This window comes from Microbacterium nanhaiense (assembly GCF_014646015.1).
Taxonomy (GTDB): domain Bacteria; phylum Actinomycetota; class Actinomycetes; order Actinomycetales; family Microbacteriaceae; genus Microbacterium; species Microbacterium nanhaiense.
The window spans coordinates 556,979-572,475 of the sequence record NZ_BMMQ01000001.1; the positions used below are offsets into that span (position 1 = coordinate 556,979).

Below are 15,497 nucleotides of genomic sequence, written 5' to 3' on the forward strand. Positions count from 1 at the left end.
GGCCTTCTCGTCGCGGCGTTTCTCGTGGCCCGAATTCCACGAACACCGAAAGAACACGACGATGAAGAACAATCAGAAGCCCAGCACGATGCCGATCCACAAGTACGTGCCGTTCCACGAGCAGATCACGGTCGACCTGCCCGACCGCACCTGGCCCTCGAAGCGCATCGAGAAGGCACCGCGGTGGTGCGCCGTCGATCTCCGCGACGGCAATCAGGCCCTCATCGACCCGATGACCCCCGAGCGCAAGCGCATCATGTTCGACCTGCTCGTGAAGATGGGCTACAAGGAGATCGAGGTCGGGTTCCCGTCGGCGAGCCAGACCGACTTCGACTTCGTGCGCCACCTGATCGAGGACGACGCGATCCCGGACGACGTCACCATCCAGGTGCTGACCCAGGCCAGGGAACACCTCATCGAGCGGACCTACGAGTCGCTGCGCGGAGCGAAGCAGGCCATCGTTCACCTCTACAACTCGACGAGCGTTCTGCAGCGCGAGGTGGTGTTCCGCACCGACAAGCAGGGCATCATCGACATCGCCCTCGAGGGTGCGCGCCTGTGCAAGAAGTACGAGGCCACGATCCCCGAGACGACCGTGTACTACGAGTACTCCCCGGAGTCGTACACGGGAACCGAGCTCGAATTTGCCGCCGAGATCTGCAACCAGGTCATGACGGTTCTCGTGCCGACGCCCGAGAAGAAGATCATCGTGAACCTGCCTGCAACGGTGGAAATGGCGACGCCGAACGTCTACGCGGACTCGATCGAGTGGATGAGCCGCAACCTCGACAACCGCGAAAACGTCATTCTCTCGCTGCACCCGCACAACGACCGCGGCACGGGCATCGCCGCCGCCGAGCTTGGCTACATGGCCGGCGCCGACCGCATCGAGGGTTGCCTCTTCGGCAACGGCGAGCGCACCGGCAACGTCGACCTCGTCGCGCTCGGCATCAACATGTTCACCCAGGGAATCGATCCGCAGATCGACTTCAGCGACATCGACCAGGTCAAGCGCACCGCCGAGTACTGCAACCAGCTGCCCGTGCCGGAGCGCAGCCCCTGGGCGGGCGACCTCGTCTTCACGGCCTTCAGCGGATCCCACCAGGATGCGATCAAGAAGGGCTTCGAGGCGATGGCGAAGACCGCGGAGGCGAACGGCGTATCGGTCGACGACATCCCCTGGGCCGTGCCGTACCTGCCCGTCGACCCGAAGGACCTGGGGCGTTCCTACGAGGCCGTCATCCGTGTCAACTCGCAGTCGGGCAAGGGCGGGGTCGCCTACCTCCTGAAGGCCGACCACAAGCTCGACCTGCCGCGCAAGCTGCAGATCGAGTTCTCGAACGTCGTCCAGAACCGCACCGATAGCGAGGGCGGCGAGATCACGAGCGATGAGATCTGGAACATCTTCCAGGACGAGTACCTGCCGTCCGGCGCCGCCGACGCCACGTGGGGTCGCTACGAGCTGCTCGGCACGACCGTGACGCACGCCGACGGCAACAGCGTGCTGCAGGCGACGCTCCGGGAAGGATCCGAGGAGAGCATCGTCACCGCCCGGGGCAACGGCCCGGTCGCGGCATTCCTCGACGTGATCCGCGAGCGCGGTCACGACGTGACGCTGTACGACTACAGTGAGCACACGCTGTCGGCCTCCGGCGACGCGGAGGCCGCCGCGTACGTCGAGCTGCAGGTCGACGACCAGCGCCTCTGGGGCGTCGGCATCGACAGCGACATCGCCACCGCCTCGCTCAAGGCGATCGTCTCCGCCGTGAACCGCGCTGTGCGCGCACGCGTCACCGCCTAACGAAAGCAGCCGTGGGCCGCGGATCCGTCGGGATCCGCGGCCCACGGCTGCATAATGGGTGCATGAAGGCACGCAACGGCCGGGGCCGCGGGCTCGCGAAGACTCTGCTCGGTGGAGCGCTCGTCTTCGCCGGCATCGCCCACCTCACCTTCGCGCGACGCGACTTCCAGGCGCAGGTCCCAGACTTCGTCCCGCTCGAGCCGGATACGACCGTCGTGGCGTCGGGCATCGCCGAGATCACCCTCGGAACCGCCCTCGCCGTATCGCAGGGCAAGCGCGCCGGCACGGTCGGACGAATCGCGGCGGTGTTCTTCGCGGCGGTCTTCCCGGGCAACGTGTCGCAGTACACCCAGCGGCGCAGCGCGTTCGGGCTGGACACCGATCGAAAGCGCTTCGCGAGGCTGTTCTTTCAACCCGTGCTCATCGTCGCCGCGCTTTGGTCGACGCGCGCGTAGCGCCCGCGCAACCGCCTGACGAGATCTCGGCCCATGCGCATCCGCACGGGGTTCTCGGCCGTCCGCACACCGGTCGCCGCCGGCGGTGACGTGGCGCTGGCGAGGACGCACACGTCGAAGGTTCGCCCGCGATTGGCGCGGCTAACCCGGCGCCCGTGCCAGCCGCGCGGGAGATAATCGGGGGATGCCCACCTATCGAGACGACGCGGTCGTGCTCCGCACGCAGAAGCTCGGCGAGGCCGACCGGATCCTCACGCTACTGACGCGCCAGCACGGGCAGGTTCGCGCGGTCGCGAAGGGCGTGCGTCGCACGTCGAGCAAGTTCGGGGCGCGGCTCGAGCCGTTCATGGTGGTCGACGCTCAGCTCTACGTCGGCCGCAGCCTCGACATCGTGCAGCAGGTCGATCAGATCGGCACCTACGGTGCGGCCATCGCGGCAGACTACGACAGCTTCCTCGCGGCGAACGCGATGGCGGAGGCCGCGCTCAGATTGGTCGGCGAGGGCGACGCACAGGAGAAGCAGTTCTTCCTCCTCGTCGGCGCGCTGCGTTCCCTCGCGCGCGCGGAGCACGCGCCCCAGGCGACGCGCGACTCGTATCTCCTGCGCGCCCTCGGCCTTGCGGGCTGGCCGATCCAGACCGAAGCCTGCGCGCAATGCGGTGAACCGGGCTCGCACACGCGCTTTTCGCCGCAATTCGGCGGCGTGGTCTGCGATCGCTGCGCGCCCGCGGGCGTGCCGCGCACGGATCCGCACACGACGTCGCTCGTCGGAGCCCTGCTCGCGGGCGATTGGTCGCTCGTCGACCAGTCGGATCCGCAGGCGCTCGATCGCGCCAGCAGCCTGATCGCCGCGTTCGCGCAGCACCACCTCGAGCGCTCCGTGCGCTCCCTCGGCACCCGCCAGCGCCCCGCGCTGCGCTGAGCGCGCTCGATCGGGCGCAGAACGGATCCCGTGCTACTCCGCATATGCGTGGGCTTGCCGCGCCGAGATTCTGACGATCGCGCGAGACCGGGCGGGATTGCGCGGAATCGTCAGAATCTCAGCGCATCTGCAGAAGCTCGAAGCGGAAGCGCGCGGCTGTAGGGGGAACCTGGCGCGGGCGGTTAGGTCGAGGCGGTGGCCTTGTCGATCGCGCCGCCGTAGCGGCGGTCGCGGGAGTGGAAGCTCTGGATCGCGCGCCACAGGTTCTCGCGCGTGAAATCGGGCCAGAGGGTGTCGTCGAAGATCATCTCGGCGTACGCCGACTCCCACAGCATGAAGTTGCTGGTGCGCTGCTCGCCGCCGGAGCGGATGAACAGGTCGACATCGGGCATATTCGGCAGGTACAGGTGCTTGCTGATGGTCATCTCATTGATCGCGGAGGGCTTGAGCCGGCCGGCCCTGACCTCCTCGGCCATCTCGCGCATCGCGTCAACGACTTCCCACCGTCCGCCATAGTTGATGCACATCGCGAGCGTCATCGTCGTGTTGTCTTTGGTGAGCTCCTCGGCGACCTCGAGGTCCTTGATGACGGATCCCCACAGCTTCGGACGGCGCCCCGCCCAGCGAACGCGCACGCCCCACTCGTTGAGCTGATCGCGGTGCTTGTGCAGCACCTCGCGGTTGAAGCCCATGAGGAACTTCACCTCGGCGGGGGAGCGCTTCCAGTTCTCGGTCGAGAACGCGTACACCGAAAGGTGCTTCACGCCCGCCTGAACGGCGCCGGCGATGACGTCGAGCATGGCATCGACACCGACCCGGTGCCCGTCGGTGCGTGGCAGACCCTGCTGGTTCGCCCAGCGGCCGTTTCCGTCCATGACGACGGCCACGTGGTTGGGCACCGGTCCCGTGAAACGCGGGGGCTCGAGGCCGGTCCAGTTCAGCGGCTTGAACGGAACGGCATCGGGGTGGGTGTACGGCTTCGCCATCTCGCCATTATCGCGCGAGAGGCTCGGTACCCGCCCTATGCGGGCAGGTTGGCCTCGATCAGCGACACGATCGCCTCGTCGTCCGGTTTCGTCTGCGGGCGGAAGCGCTCGACCTCGCCCGAGGGCAGGATCACGAATTTCTCGAAGTTCCACGCGACGGGGCCGCCGAGCCCGGCGTGATCCTTCGTCTTCTTCAGGGCCTTGAACAGGGGAGCGGCATTCGGCCCGTTCACCTTCACCTTGTCGGCGATCGGGAAGCTGACGCCCCACGTCGTCGAGCAGTACTCGAGGATCTCATCCATGGATCCGGGTTCCTGCCCCATGAACTGGTTGCAGGGGAAGCCGATGATGTTCAGCCCGCGATCGCCGTAGGTGCGCTGAAGCTGCTCGAGCTGTTCGTACTGGGGCGTGAGGCCGCACTTGCTGGCAACGTTGACGACAATGGTCACGCCCGTCCCGTAGTCGGCGAGGGTCTTCGTTTCGCCCGACGCGTCGGCGAATTCGATGGCTCGGATGTCGGTTTCGGTGCTCATATTCCACAGGTTACGCCCGTCAGCTATCGCGCGGCCGAACGGTGAGAGAATGGACGGGTGACAGCCGTTCTCGATACCGCCCCCGACGTGCGCAAGATGCCACCGCTGCAGATCGGACCGCTCACGGTCGACGTCCCCGTCGTGCTCGCGCCCATGGCGGGTGTCACGAACATGGCGTTCCGGCGACTGTGCCGCGAATACGGCATCGGCCTGTACGTGACCGAGATGATCACGACGCGCGCGCTGGTCGAGCGCAACGAGGTCACGATGCGCCTCATCCGGCACCACGAGTCCGAGACGCCGCGCTCGATCCAGCTCTATGGAGTCGATCCCAAGTACACGGGCGAGGCCGCTCGGATCATCGCGGCGGAGAATCACGCCGACCACATCGACCTGAACTTCGGTTGCCCGGTCCCGAAGGTCACCCGCAAGGGCGGCGGATCCGCGTTGCCCTGGAAGAGCGACCTCTTCCGCGACATCGTGAAGGCCGCGGTGGACGGCGCGGGGGATGTGCCTGTCACGGTCAAGATTCGTAAGGGCATCGACGACGACCACCTCACGTACCTCGAGGCGGCGAAGGCGGCCGAGTCGGTCGGTGCCGCCGCCGTCTCCCTGCACGCGCGCACGCTCGAGCAGTCATACTCGGGCCACGCCGACTGGTCGGCGATCGCGCGCCTGAAGGAGCACATCGAGACCATCCCCGTGCTCGGAAACGGCGACATCTGGAGCGCGGAAGACGCGATCCGGATGGTCGACGAGACCGGATGCGACGGCGTCGTCGTCGGACGAGGCTGCCTCGGTCGCCCCTGGCTCTTCGGCGAGCTCGCCCGAGCGTTCGGCAACGCCGAGGCGCCCATCGTCGATGCGACGCTCGCGTTCGTTGCGCAGGCGTTCCGCCGCCACGCCGAGCTTCTCGTCGACTTTTACGAGGACGAGCTGCGCGGTTGCCGCGACATCCGCAAGCACGCCGGTTGGTACTTCAAGGGCTACCCGGTCGGCGGCGAGATGCGCGGGCGGTTCACTCAGGTGAACTCTCTCGCCGACATCGACGCGCTCATCGCCGAGCTCGACCTCACCGCTCCCTACCCGGGCGAGGGCGTGGAGGGTCCGCGCGGGCGTTCAGGCCGCGCGCGCCGGGCCGTGCTTCCCGACGGCTGGTTGTCGTCCCGCACGATGAACTCGCAGGAGTCGGCGGATCTGCAGGAAGCGGAGCTCGATACCAGTGGCGGCTGAACTGCTCCCGGCGGGGTACACGACCCGCGACAGCGAGCGGTTCCTCATCGAGCAGCACCGTTCGGCGCGTGGCCACTTCGCGCGCGACCGCGCCCGCGTCCTGCACTCCGCGGCGCTGCGACGCCTGGGCGCGAAGACCCAGGTGCTGAGTCCCGCGAGCGACGCGGATTTCGCCCGGAACCGCCTGACGCACTCTCTCGAGGTCGCGCAGATCGGCCGAGAACTCGCGACGTCGCTGGGGCTCAGCGAGGACGTCGTGGACGCGGCGTGCCTCAGCCATGACCTCGGACACCCGCCGTTCGGCCACAACGGTGAGCGGGCGCTAAACGAATGGTCCAGCGACATCGGCGGCTTTGAGGGGAACGCGCAGAGCCTGCGGATCCTGACGCGGCTCGAGGCGAAGACCATGCAGGGCGACCGTTCCCTGGGCCTCAACCTCACGCGCGCCACGCTCGATGCGAGCTGCAAGTATCCCTGGACCGCGTCGGATCCGGTCGCCGACCCCGGCGGCCGCCTCAAGTTCGGCGTCTACCCGGAAGACGAAGAGGTCTACCGCTGGATGCGTGACGGGGCGCCCGAGCGCGTGCGCTGCATCGAGGCCGAAGTGATGGACCTCTCGGACGACATCGCCTACTCGGTGCACGACTTCGAGGACGCCGTGATGAACGGTTACGTCGACGTCGCACAGCTGGCGGATCCAGTGGAGCACCACCCGCTCGTGGGCAGCATCCAGTCATGGGTCGGCTACGACTATGGTCGCGATGAGCTGGCCGATGCGCTCTACCGGCTGAGCCGCCAACCGATGTGGTTGCGCGGCTTCGACCGTTCGCGGCAGTCGCTCGCGCGACTGAAGAACCTCACGAGCGACCTGATCGGACGCTTCGCGAGCGCCGCCGTCGACGCCACACGCGAGCACTACGCCACGGGCGACCTGACCCGGTATCAGGCGCATGTCGTGATCCCGCGCGAGATCGAGCTCGAGATCGCGGTGTTAAAGGGCATCATGGGCGCATCGATCGTGACGATCGAGCGTCGCCGCGAGGTGTACCGCGAGCAGCGCGCCGTCTTGACGCGCATCGCGGACGCCCTGTCGACCACCGACACCCTGTTCTCTTCCGGTGCGGACCATCTGGATCCGGCCTTCGCTGTCGACTATGCGGCCGCGAAGACCGACGCCGAGCGTAAGCGCGTGATCGTTGACCAGGTGGCGAGCCTCACCGACCAGTCGGCGGTCGCGTGGCACGCCCGCCTGGTGGGCGACATCGACCCGGCGTCGGTCGGGATCCGCCTGCGTGCGGTGGAGGGGCGAGACTGATGCCCCGCATCGTTGCCGCCGATATCGAAGAGGTCAAGTCCCGCATCAACATCGCCGACGTCATCGGCGAACGCGTCGCCCTGAAGTCGGCGGGCGTGGGCTCCCTCAAGGGCCTGTGCCCGTTCCACGACGAGCGCAGCCCCAGTTTCAACGTGCGCCCGAGCCAGGGGTACTACCACTGCTTCGGCTGCGGGGAGTCCGGCGACGTCTTCACCTTCCTCCGCGAGATGGACCACCTCTCGTTCAGTGAGGCCGTCGAGCTAATGGCGCAGCGCGTCGGCTATGAGCTCCATTACGAAGAGGGCGGCGGTCCCGCGCCCGAGAAATCGAGCGGCCGCGCGCGGCTGTTCGCGGCGAACACGCAGGCTGCGGAGTACTTCCGACAGCAGCTGCTCTCGCCCGAGGCGGAGCCCGCGCGCGCGTTCCTGGGCGGCCGCGGGTTCGACCCCGGGGCGGCGGCGCACTTCGGCGTCGGATACGCGCCGAAGGGGTGGGATCACCTCCTCAACCACCTCACCGGGCAGGGCTTCACGCGCGACGAGCTCATCACGGCGGGGCTGGTCTCGACGAATCAGCGCGGCGGCGTCTACGACAGGTTCCGCGGGCGGATCGTCTGGCCGATCCGCGATGTGACGGGGCAGACGATCGGTTTCGGTGCGCGCAAGCTCTACGACGAGGACCAGGGGCCGAAGTACCTCAACACGCCCGAGACGCCGATCTACAAGAAGAACCAGGTGCTCTACGGCCTCGACCTCGCCAAGCGGGACATCTCCCGCGGAGATCCGAAGCGCGTGATCGTCGTCGAGGGATACACGGACGTCATGGCCTGTCACCTCGCGGGTCTCACGACCGCCGTGGCGACCTGCGGCACGGCGTTCGGATCCGAGCACATCCGCACCCTGCGGCGCGTGATGGGCGACGACTCCGCGACGGGCGAGGTCGTCTTCACCTTCGACGGCGACGAGGCCGGGCAGAAGGCCGCGCTTCGGGCCTTCTCGGAGGCCGAACGATTCTCCGCGCAGACCTTTGTCGCCGTCGCGCCCGATGGTTTGGATCCGTGCGATCTGCGATTGCAGCGAGGGGATCAGGCGGTGCGGGCGCTCCTCGACACCCGGAGCCCGATGATCGAGTTCGTCATCGATAGGAAGATCGCCGGCTTCCCCCTCACGAGCGTCGAGGGCCGCGTCGGCGCCCTGCGCGCCGCGGCGCCCATCGTCGCGGAGATCAAGGACAGGCTGATCCGCCCCGGATACGAGCGCACGCTCGCGCAGCGGCTCGGCATGGATCCGACGGACGTGCACCGGGAGGTCGAGATTGCCGCTCGCGGGGGGCGTCGCGAGGAGCGGCACGCACCCGCCCCGGGGACGGCCGCCCCGTCCGTGACGCTCGCGAGCCTGCCGCGCACGACGGACGTCGCGATGGAACGCGACGCGCTCACGGGAATCCTGCAGTACGGGCACCTCATCGAGCCGGCGCTGTTCCAACGCGCAATCGAGTCACCCTTCCGAACCCCCGCGCTCGACGAGGTACGCAAGGCCATTCTCGCGGTCGACCGGTCGAAACCGGGCTGGGGCCAGGCGGCGCTCGACCTGCTGCCGCAGTCGCTGCGCCAGCTCGGCGGCGAGGTGCTGATGCGCGATTTCCCTGCCCGCGACGAGGAGCACGCCGCCGTATCGGCGAACGATCTGTGCCGGCGACTCATCGCGCGCGCGCTGGACGCGCAGAAGAGCGAACTGCTCGGCGAGCTGCAGCGACTCGAGCCCGGCAGCCCGGAGGGGCGCGCCGTGCAGATCCGCTTGCGCGATCTCGAAATGGAACGTCGCAGACTCATCGAGGAGACCTGATGGCATTACCCAAACTGACCGAGTGGGCGCTTCGCCTCGACGATCTGAGCGTTGCGCGCGGACGGGGCCCGTCGAGCATGCGCGCTGTCGATGGCGTGCGCGCCGAGCTCCCGTTCGGCTCCGCGCTCGTCGTATCCGGGCCAACGGGATCCGGAAAGTCGTCGCTCGCCCTCGCTCTCTCGGGTCGTGCCGGCCGCGACACGCGCATCGTCGGCGGATCCGCGGTGGTGTGCGGCATCTCCCCGGAACGACGCGGTCGTGCGCGCAACGTGCTCACGTTCCGGGTCGGCTTCCTCTCGCAGGATGCGGGTCCGGGGCTCGACCCGGACCGCACAGTCGGGGAACTCATCTCGCTGCCGCTTCTGGAGCGCGAACCGCGCCTGGCGCGTCGTCAGCTGGAGATCCGCGTGTCGAACCTTCTCGATGAGGTACGACTGCCGCTCGGGGCGGCGGGCAAGTTCCCGCACGAGCTCAGCTCGGGCATGCGCCAGCGTGTCGCCCTGGCCGTCGCGCTCGTTCTCGATCCGCGGCTACTCATCGCCGACGAGCCCCTCGCGGGGATCGACATCGAGGTGCGGCACGTCGTCCGAGACGCGATTCTCCGGCGGCGCGAGGAGTGGGGAATGGCCGCGCTCATCGTGTCGAACGACGTCGAGTTCGCGCAGGAGATCGGTGCCGAACAGCTCGTCTTGGACCGTGGATCCGTTGTCGGCGTGCGCCGCGCGGGGGAGGAGCCCCTGATCACGCCCGGCGCGCGCGAGGCCCACGCGTTTCTCGGCGGCGCATGACGAAGGCCGCCCCGTGCGGGACGGCCTTCGTGATACGCAGAATCAGCGCTTGGAGCCCTTGAGGGATCCGGTGACAGGAACGGCGGCGCCGGACTCGTCGACCTCGACCACCATGCACTGGACCTGGCGGTCGCCGTCAGCCCACGACTCCGGGCTGGGGAGGTAGTAGTTGAATGCCAGGGAAGCCGATTCCTCGGCGGGGATACCGACGAAGTCGGTGAACGCGTCGTAGCACTTCTGGTCGGCGTCGGTGGTCATGGCTTCGTCCGTGGGGAAGCCCTCGCCGAGGTCGAGGTCGTACGCGTAGTAGAACTCGTAGTCATGCTCCTCCGAGCAGGGCACGACGTCGACGTCGAAAACCTCGTCGCCCTCGGGCTCGGCCATGCAATCGCCGACCTGGATGTCGAAGACCGAGTCGGTGCCCGCCTCGGTGACCTCGTTCGTGTCGCTGTCGCGCTGAGCGCCGCCGAAGAGCGTGCTGATCTGGCCGCAACCGGCGAGGGTGGAGGCGGCAAGAAGTGCGCCGCCGACGATGAGGATGCGGGCGGTGCGGTTACGGAGAGTCATAACAACCTGTCTCTGTACTGATCTATCGGATACCACTCGAGCTTAGGGAATGAAGATGGCCTCCCGGTAACAGCTTCACGCGTCGACGTCGTCGACCCCCGGGGTCCAACTCACGCCGGGCACGCCCCAGCGCCGCTTCTTCACGATCTTCTGTGCGGTCTTCCAGTCGCCGTCCGAGATCCGGTCGATGTAGACGACACCGTCGAGGTGATCGAACTCGTGCTGCATGATCCGGGCGCGCCACCCGTCGACCTCGATGTGCACCGGCCGGCCCTCGAGGTCGATGCCCGTCACCATGACGCGATCCGATCGCCGCAGCGGAAAGCTCTCGCCGGGGAACGACAGGCATCCCTCGGACTCGGTCTCCTCGTCCGGCTCGCCAGGTTCGAGCGGCGCCATCCACAGCACGGGGTTGATGACCTCGCCGCGCCACGGGTTTCCCTCGTCGTCTTCGTAGGTGTACGTGTAGATGCGCAGGCCCACGCCTACCTGAGGGGCCGCGAGTCCCACGCCGGGGGCGGCATCCATCGTCTCGTACATGTCGGCGACGAGCGTGCGGATCTCGTCGGTGATCTCGTCCACCGCGGCGGCGGGCGCGTGCAGAACCGGGTCGCCCCAAATGCGAATCGGGAGAATAGCCATACTCCAAGGCTAGGGCTAACCCGATGGCGGTCTCCGAGAAAGTGCCACTACGCTCGACAGCGTGAGCTGGTATGAGACGACCATCCGAGCCGTTGCCGCACCGCACGATGAGCTCGTCGGCCTCTTCGACAACCCCGGGCTGCTGCTCGGCATCCCGCTCGCCATCGCCGGCGCAGTGTTCATGTCGCTCGGTGCGCAGTATCAGAGCCGTGGCGTGCGGAAAGTGGAGGCGGCGTCTGGACGCACCGGCAAGCAGGGTCTGAGCTCGGCGCACGTGGTCGCCCTCCTGCGCAGGCCCTCGTGGGTGCTCGGCACCCTGATCCTCGGCGCGGCGATCGTGTGTCAGCTCTCAGCGCTCGCGATCGCGCCGCTGATCGTCGTGCAACCGCTCGGAGCGATCTCGCTCGTCATCACGACAATGCTGAACGCCCAGATGACCGGGCACATGCCCACCAAGGCGTCGCTCAGCGCGACCGCTCTGTGTCTCGGCGGGATCTTCGTCTTCGTGGGCTTCGCCGCCTTCTACGCCGTCGAGAGGCCGCTCGACGACTCGCAGCTTCTCGTGCTGCTCGTCATCCTCTTCGTCGTGCTTATCCTCGTGGGTTTCGCGTGGCTGTTCCTCCGCCTGCGCGCGGGGGCGCTGTTCTACATCACCAGCGCCGGCGTCCTCTACGGTTTCGTCGCGACCCTCGCGAAGGTCATCATCAAGCGCGTGCAGGAGGGCGACTTCGGGCTCCTGACGATCGCCTGCGCGCTCGCTCTGGCGGCGGCGGGCCTCGTCGGCGCATACTTCGTGCAGACGGCCTACTCGTCCGGGCCGCCCGATCTCGTGATCGCGGGGCTCACGGTCGTGGATCCGATCATCGCCGTCGCGGTCGGCGCCACCCTCCTCGGCGAGGCGGCCCGCACGCCCCTGTGGACGCTCCTGATATGGGTGCTCGCAGGAGCGGTCGCTGCCGTCGGCGTTGCCCTGCTGGCGAAGCACCACCCGCAGGTCGTAAGCGAGAGCGGAGCCGCCACCGGACGACGCACCCCGGCCGCGGGCGATTCGGAGCCGGACGCCGAGGACCAGTAGAATGGCAAGCCGCGGGACCGTAGCCAAGATGGTCAAGGCAGCGAGCTCATAACTCGACGATCCGTGGGTTCAAGTCCCACCGGTCCCACTCCTCTGTACCACTTCGCCGCGTACGTCAGCCCGCGGTGGCCTTCTCGTAGGCGCGCATCGCCGCCTGCTGAGCGTCCGCAAGCGCGTCTTCGGGCGACTTGTCCCCGAGCAGGGCGGCCGTGATCGCGTTGTTGAGCTCGTTCTGGATCTCCTGCCCAGCCGGGGAGGACCCGAACGACTCGCCGTAGTCGACGACGTCGTAGTAGGTCGAGATGACCTGGTCGAACCCGGCGTTTCCGCTATCAACGACATACTCTTCCCGCAGGCGACCGTCAGCGTCTGGCGAGCCGGTGAACAGACCGGTGTTGATTCCGCCGTCCTGCTCGCGGGTTTCGGCGCGCGCCTTACCGGCCGCATCCCACGCTTCGTCGGAGGTGAGCTCGAGCATCCAGGCGCAGGCAGCGGCGGGGTTCTTCGCACCCGCGGGAATCACGAACGCGGTTCCCGAGGCGACTGAGAACGGCTCGCCGTCGGCATCGCGGAACGGCACGGCCTCGAGATCGAGCTGATCCACGTACGGCGAGAGGACATTCGGGTACCACTGCGCGTTCACCTGCGCTCCGACCTGGCCGGCGACGTACTGGTTGTCGTCCCCGAACGTATCGAACGAGTCGGTGAAGCTCTTCACTGCCGCGAAGCCGCCTTGCGCGTCGGTGATCTGCTTAAGCATCTCGACGCCGGCAGCGTTGGCCGGGTCGTCGAGGGTCGGTGCGCCGTCCTCGTCGTTGAGCTGCCCGCCCATCGCCAGGATCCATAGGCCGCTCTGACCCGTCGCGACCGGATCGAACCCGAGACGCGTCGGTACGCCGCCGGACTCCTGATAAATCTTCTCGATCGCGGCGAGTAGCACATCGGGCTGCGACGTGTCGATCTCCTCCGGTGTCACACCGGCCTCGTCGAGCACGGCCTTGTTCAGCAGGATCGCCGGCGGCTGGTAAAACTGCGGCACTGCCCAGATGCTGTTGTCATAGGTGACGTCGTCGACGACCGCCTCGTACCAATGCGACCGCGCATCGACGTCGTGCGCTTCGAAGCAGGCGTCAAGGGGCATGATCAGATCCTGTGCAGCGTAGGTGGTGACATAGCGGCGGTCCATCTGCACCACGTCGGGCACGTCGCCCGAGGCGAGGCGTGTAGTGAACTTCTGGGCATCAAACGCGGTTGCGTCGAGATCGATATCCGCACCGTCGAGTTGCGAGGCGGCGTAGTCGAGCCGCGACGTGGCGACGTCGTCGACGTTCTCAAATCCCCAGGCCGCGAGGGTTCCTTCGGGATCAGCGGTGAAGTCAGCATCACCGGCGTGCTCGTGGCCGCCCGAACCGCACCCCGCGAGCACGACGGATGCCGCCGCCAGGCTTACGGCAGCGAAAGATGTTCTGCGCATGATCTGTTCCTTTCTCGGCGGCGCGGAGGCGCCGCTCAACCTTTTCGGCCCTGTGTTGCGACGCCCTCGATGAAGTACCGTTGCCCGAAGGCGAATAGCACGAGCATCGGTATCGTGACGATGAGGGCGGCGACCATGACGTACTGGTAGTCCCCGTGTCCACCCGCGGTGGGGCTGTACTTCGTCATCGCGTACGCGATGCCGAGCGGGGCGGCGAAATCATCGGGGGAGCCCGCGTTCAGGTAGATCAGCGCCGACTGCAGGTTGTTCCAACTGGCCTGGAACTCGAAGAGGAAGACGATCACGAACGACGGGACCGAAAGCGGCATCGCGATACGCCAGAACATCTTCCAGTAGCTTGCGCCGTCCAGGCGCGCCGCCTCGAACAGACCGCGAGGCAACCCGAGGAAGAACTGACGCTGTAGGAAGATGTAGAAGGCAGATCCGAAGAGGTTCATGCCCCATAGCGGCACCCAGGTGCCCAGCATCCCCGTCTCCTTCCAGATCAGATAGATCGGGACCATGGTGACGGCGCCGGGGAGCATCATGGTGGCGAGCACGAGGCCGAAGAGGACGCTGCGCCCCGGGAAGCGGAAGTACGCGAAACCGAATGCGACGATCGAGCTCGAGATCGACACCGCCGTCGCCGCGAGGAACGCGATGGCGACGCTGTTCCACATCCAGCTCATCAGCGGCAACTGATTCCATACCTCGACGTAATTCTCGGGCATGAATGTCTGCGGAATGAGCGAGTTGTCGAACACCTCGCCGCGCGGCTTGAGACTCGCTGCGAGGAGCCACACGAACCGATATAGGAAAAGTGCCGCGAACGCGACGAGCAGCGCGAGGCGCAGGGCGCGACCGATCAGACTGCCTTCGCGGGCGGACGTCGCGCGGCGGCGGCGACGGCGTGCGTCGGGCACGGTGACGATGACCGTCGACGGTTCGAGCGGTGGCTCGACGGACGGCGGGACGGGGCGGAAGGATATCGACATCAGTGGTCCGCCTCGTAGTACACGAACCGATTGCCGAACTTCACCTGGATCACGGTGATCGCCATGATGATGACGAACAGCAACCAGGCCATAGCAGCGGCGAACCCGAAATCAAACTGGCGGAACGCCTGCTGGAACAGGTAAATGGCATAGAACAGCGATGACTCGGGCGAGGAGTTGCTCTGGTCGCGCCAGAACAGGACATACGCCTGGTCGAATACTTGAAAAGCCGCGATGGAGAGCACGATGACGTTGAAGAACATCGCGCCGGAGATCATCGGCAACGTGATCGAGAAGAATCGCCGCAGTTTCCCGGCGCCGTCGAGGGCCGCGACCTCGTACAGCTCGATGGGCACGTTCTTCAGCGCCGCGAGGAAGATCACCATGGTGCCGGCGACGCTCCACAGCGTCATGAGTACGATGCTGGGCTTGATCCACGCCGGGTCGACGAGCCACTGCGGACCGTCGATCCCGAAGAACCGCAGCAGCTCGTTCAGCGCGCCGCTGTTGCCGTTGAGGAGCAGGAAGAACATCGCCGCCGTCGCGACGGCCGGCGTCATCTTGGGCAAGTAATACAGCGTGCGGAACACGCCGGCCCCACGCCGCACCCCGGCCAGCAGCATCGCCAGCACGAGAGCGACAGCGATCTCGAGCGGCACTGCCATCAAGGCATAGAAGAGCGTGTTGCCTAACGACAACGCCACGCGTGGGTCCTCGAAGAGGTTCACGTAGTTCGCGAGTCGGGCGTGAGGAACGAATTGGTGACAGTTTCGGTTTAGGCCGCGAGTGTGAGCGGCTCGGCTAGCTTGGCTTCGAACTCGATGGGCGTCAAGCCGCCGAGGGCGTCTTGGGCGCGTTGGCGGTGGT

The 15,497-nt window shown here is 67.0% G+C and carries 14 protein-coding genes, 1 tRNA gene and 1 pseudogene; 9 read left to right on the forward strand and 7 right to left on the reverse strand.

Going from position 1 to position 15,497, the window contains the following annotated elements:
* Positions 1-61: 61 nt before the first annotated feature.
* From leuA to recO, 3 genes are all read left to right on the forward strand, one after another.
* Positions 62-1,801 (forward strand): 2-isopropylmalate synthase, encoded by a 1,740-nt coding sequence (gene leuA, locus IEX05_RS02740; protein ID WP_188699836.1) that lies wholly within the window; start codon positions 62-64, stop codon positions 1,799-1,801.
* A gap of 62 nt (positions 1,802-1,863) precedes the next feature.
* On the forward strand, positions 1,864-2,256 hold the full coding sequence (locus IEX05_RS02745) for a DoxX family protein (protein WP_188699837.1): 393 nt from the start codon (positions 1,864-1,866) through the stop codon (positions 2,254-2,256).
* A gap of 184 nt (positions 2,257-2,440) precedes the next feature.
* A complete protein-coding gene (gene recO / locus IEX05_RS02750) occupies positions 2,441-3,178 on the forward strand; it encodes a DNA repair protein RecO (RefSeq protein WP_188699838.1) in 738 nt (245 codons plus the stop codon).
* 182 nt (positions 3,179-3,360) lie between these two features.
* Here the strand turns inward: recO and IEX05_RS02755 are convergent, their stop codons facing one another.
* Together IEX05_RS02755 and IEX05_RS02760 are read right to left on the reverse strand one after the other, a co-directional pair.
* Positions 3,361-4,164, reverse strand: a complete 804-nt coding sequence (locus tag IEX05_RS02755; protein WP_188699839.1) for an isoprenyl transferase — start codon at positions 4,162-4,164, stop codon at positions 3,361-3,363.
* Between the two features lie 35 nt (positions 4,165-4,199).
* Positions 4,200-4,697: a glutathione peroxidase gene (locus IEX05_RS02760; protein WP_188699840.1), complete on the reverse strand. Its 498-nt coding sequence runs from the start codon at positions 4,695-4,697 to the stop codon at positions 4,200-4,202.
* Between the two features lie 96 nt (positions 4,698-4,793).
* On the opposite strand from IEX05_RS02760, the gene dusB reads away from it, so the two are divergent.
* From dusB to IEX05_RS02780, 4 genes are read left to right on the forward strand one after another with little or no spacing between them, the layout of a single operon-like run.
* Positions 4,794-5,930, forward strand: coding sequence for a tRNA dihydrouridine synthase DusB (dusB, locus tag IEX05_RS02765; protein WP_188699886.1), 1,137 nt, complete (start codon positions 4,794-4,796; stop codon positions 5,928-5,930).
* The gene (locus tag IEX05_RS02770) at positions 5,920-7,245 is read left to right on the forward strand and encodes a deoxyguanosinetriphosphate triphosphohydrolase (RefSeq protein WP_229661081.1); all 1,326 of its coding nucleotides are present in this window, start codon (positions 5,920-5,922) and stop codon (positions 7,243-7,245) included. The genes dusB and IEX05_RS02770 overlap by 11 nt, the downstream gene beginning before the upstream one ends.
* Entirely contained in the window at positions 7,245-9,089 is a 1,845-nt protein-coding gene (gene dnaG / locus IEX05_RS02775; RefSeq protein ID WP_188699841.1) for a DNA primase, read from the forward strand. Before IEX05_RS02770 ends, dnaG begins: the two co-directional genes overlap by 1 nt.
* The gene (locus tag IEX05_RS02780) at positions 9,089-9,877 is read left to right on the forward strand and encodes an ATP-binding cassette domain-containing protein (protein WP_188699842.1); all 789 of its coding nucleotides are present in this window, start codon (positions 9,089-9,091) and stop codon (positions 9,875-9,877) included. The genes dnaG and IEX05_RS02780 overlap by 1 nt, the downstream gene beginning before the upstream one ends.
* Before the next feature lie 42 nt (positions 9,878-9,919).
* Here the strand turns inward: IEX05_RS02780 and IEX05_RS02785 are convergent, their stop codons facing one another.
* Positions 9,920-10,444 (reverse strand): septum formation family protein, encoded by a 525-nt coding sequence (locus tag IEX05_RS02785; RefSeq protein ID WP_188699843.1) that lies wholly within the window; start codon positions 10,442-10,444, stop codon positions 9,920-9,922.
* A gap of 75 nt (positions 10,445-10,519) precedes the next feature.
* Entirely contained in the window at positions 10,520-11,086 is a 567-nt protein-coding gene (gene def, locus IEX05_RS02790) for a peptide deformylase (protein WP_188699844.1), read from the reverse strand.
* A 61-nt stretch (positions 11,087-11,147) separates the two neighbouring features.
* Here def and IEX05_RS02795 point away from each other — a divergent pair, with 61 nt between their 5' ends.
* Complete coding sequence (locus tag IEX05_RS02795) at positions 11,148-12,161, forward strand: DMT family transporter (RefSeq protein ID WP_229661082.1); 1,014 nt, start codon at positions 11,148-11,150, stop codon at positions 12,159-12,161.
* Between the two features lie 13 nt (positions 12,162-12,174).
* Positions 12,175-12,249 (forward strand) — tRNA-Ile (locus tag IEX05_RS02800).
* 27 nt (positions 12,250-12,276) lie between these two features.
* On the opposite strand, the gene IEX05_RS02805 is transcribed toward IEX05_RS02800, so the two are convergent.
* The 3 genes and pseudogenes from IEX05_RS02805 to IEX05_RS02815 form a co-directional block, all read right to left on the reverse strand.
* Positions 12,277-13,635, reverse strand: coding sequence for an ABC transporter substrate-binding protein (locus IEX05_RS02805; RefSeq protein WP_188699845.1), 1,359 nt, complete (start codon positions 13,633-13,635; stop codon positions 12,277-12,279).
* 35 nt (positions 13,636-13,670) lie between these two features.
* Complete coding sequence (locus IEX05_RS02810; RefSeq protein ID WP_188699846.1) at positions 13,671-14,630, reverse strand: carbohydrate ABC transporter permease; 960 nt, start codon at positions 14,628-14,630, stop codon at positions 13,671-13,673.
* A pseudogene (locus IEX05_RS02815) lies at positions 14,630-15,364 on the reverse strand (carbohydrate ABC transporter permease); the annotation flags it as partial. The pseudogene IEX05_RS02815 and the gene IEX05_RS02810, both read right to left, overlap by 1 nt.
* Positions 15,365-15,497: the final 133 nt, after the last annotated feature.

Bases quoted from the DNA above. Each gene is read 5' to 3' on its own strand.
- leuA (WP_188699836.1), top strand. From the start codon at position 62: ATGAAGAACAATCAGAAGCCCAGCACGATGCCGATCCACAAGTACGTG.
- IEX05_RS02745 (WP_188699837.1), top strand. From the start codon at position 1,864: ATGAAGGCACGCAACGGCCGGGGCCGCGGGCTCGCGAAGACTCTGCTC.
- recO (WP_188699838.1), top strand. From the start codon at position 2,441: ATGCCCACCTATCGAGACGACGCGGTCGTGCTCCGCACGCAGAAGCTC.
- IEX05_RS02755 (WP_188699839.1), bottom strand. From the start codon at position 4,164: ATGGCGAAGCCGTACACCCACCCCGATGCCGTTCCGTTCAAGCCGCTG.
- IEX05_RS02760 (WP_188699840.1), bottom strand. From the start codon at position 4,697: ATGAGCACCGAAACCGACATCCGAGCCATCGAATTCGCCGACGCGTCG.
- dusB (WP_188699886.1), top strand. From the start codon at position 4,794: ATGCCACCGCTGCAGATCGGACCGCTCACGGTCGACGTCCCCGTCGTG.
- dnaG (WP_188699841.1), top strand. From the start codon at position 7,245: ATGCCCCGCATCGTTGCCGCCGATATCGAAGAGGTCAAGTCCCGCATC.
- IEX05_RS02780 (WP_188699842.1), top strand. From the start codon at position 9,089: ATGGCATTACCCAAACTGACCGAGTGGGCGCTTCGCCTCGACGATCTG.
- IEX05_RS02785 (WP_188699843.1), bottom strand. From the start codon at position 10,444: ATGACTCTCCGTAACCGCACCGCCCGCATCCTCATCGTCGGCGGCGCA.
- def (WP_188699844.1), bottom strand. From the start codon at position 11,086: ATGGCTATTCTCCCGATTCGCATTTGGGGCGACCCGGTTCTGCACGCG.
- IEX05_RS02805 (WP_188699845.1), bottom strand. From the start codon at position 13,635: ATGCGCAGAACATCTTTCGCTGCCGTAAGCCTGGCGGCGGCATCCGTC.
- IEX05_RS02810 (WP_188699846.1), bottom strand. From the start codon at position 14,630: ATGTCGATATCCTTCCGCCCCGTCCCGCCGTCCGTCGAGCCACCGCTC.